Here is a 1,082-nt window from a genome sequence, read left to right as displayed (position 1 = left end):
TAAGCTGTCATTAAAAAGTAAACATGTATTCTTTTCCGAATTGGTTTGATACTCTCTCCACCCATTGCTCTATTTTATCAGCTGTCATGACTTGAAAATCTCGCCAATAATATTTCATCTGCTTCCATACCATCTCGATTCGATTTAACTCAGGGCTATAAGCTGGAATAAAATACAAATTCGTCGAAAAGTTACTTTTAAGTAGCTCTCTGTAATCAGCCATCTTTTTACTTCTATGAATCGAGGCATTATCAACAATAAGAACCAATGGAAGGTTATAAGTCTGTTTTACTTGTTGAGCTATTCCAGTTAAATAGGCATAAAACCAAGTGCTTGTAACTGACTCTTGTAAACAACTTGTCACCAGTTTCCCCGTTGAAAGCAAACACCCCATGACATTAACTCGTTTTAATCTTATTGCATCAACCGCATGAACATCACCTATCTTTGTCCACGCATAGCGGTTATCAGGTGTAGATGAAAACCCTGTTTCATCAACATAACCTAATATAATTTCACCACGTGCCGCTTGCTCTCGTAATTTTTCAATCTGCTGTGTTGCTTGTTCAAATGCAATCGGATCTCTTTTTTTTCAAGCTATGACGGGTACGCTTGAAGACCATACCTGAATCACGTAAAAACTTACGAATGGTTTCAACAGACACGGACACTTCGTATTCTTCATGTAGTTTGACTCGGATTTGTTCTGCATTGAGTGGACTTGTATTGACCCAATCTAGGATTTTCGCCTGATAGTCTGAGATCAATGTATTGGGCCGACCTGAGCGATGACCTTCTTTAATCGATTCAAACTCATACAATTCCCAACGTCGGCGTTGTAGCCTTATGGTTTCTGGGATACGTTCTTGTAGAGTGGCAACTTCCGCAACACTTTTACCTTCAGAAAGCCAGAGAATAGTTTGGGCACGTTGTCTTTCACGCCAATGTTTTGCATGCTTGGCCAGAAAAATGAGTCGTTCTCGCTGTTCTAAACTAAGTGGTACAGAAACAATTCGAGGCATGTGTGAACATCTGTTAACTAAAAAAACTTTTTCGCATGATTAGTTATTTTTGTCAACTTA

The 1,082-nt window shown here is 38.8% G+C and carries 2 protein-coding genes; both read right to left on the bottom strand.

Annotated elements, in window-relative coordinates; genetic code table 11:
• Window positions 1-10: 10 nt before the first annotated feature.
• Window positions 11-550, bottom strand: a complete 540-nt coding sequence (locus FTU98_RS13855; protein WP_141730351.1) for an IS630 family transposase — start codon at window positions 548-550, stop codon at window positions 11-13.
• Window positions 551-566: 16 nt separating this feature from the next.
• The gene (locus FTU98_RS13850; RefSeq protein WP_004973749.1) at window positions 567-1,022 is read right to left on the bottom strand and encodes a helix-turn-helix domain-containing protein; all 456 of its coding nucleotides are present in this window, start codon (window positions 1,020-1,022) and stop codon (window positions 567-569) included.
• Window positions 1,023-1,082 lie beyond the last annotated feature (60 nt).

The sequence above is a fragment of the Acinetobacter sp. YH12211 genome, from assembly GCF_013418015.1.
GTDB lineage: Bacteria > Pseudomonadota > Gammaproteobacteria > Pseudomonadales > Moraxellaceae > Acinetobacter > Acinetobacter towneri.
This window is presented reverse-complemented; position numbering and strand designations above follow the sequence as displayed.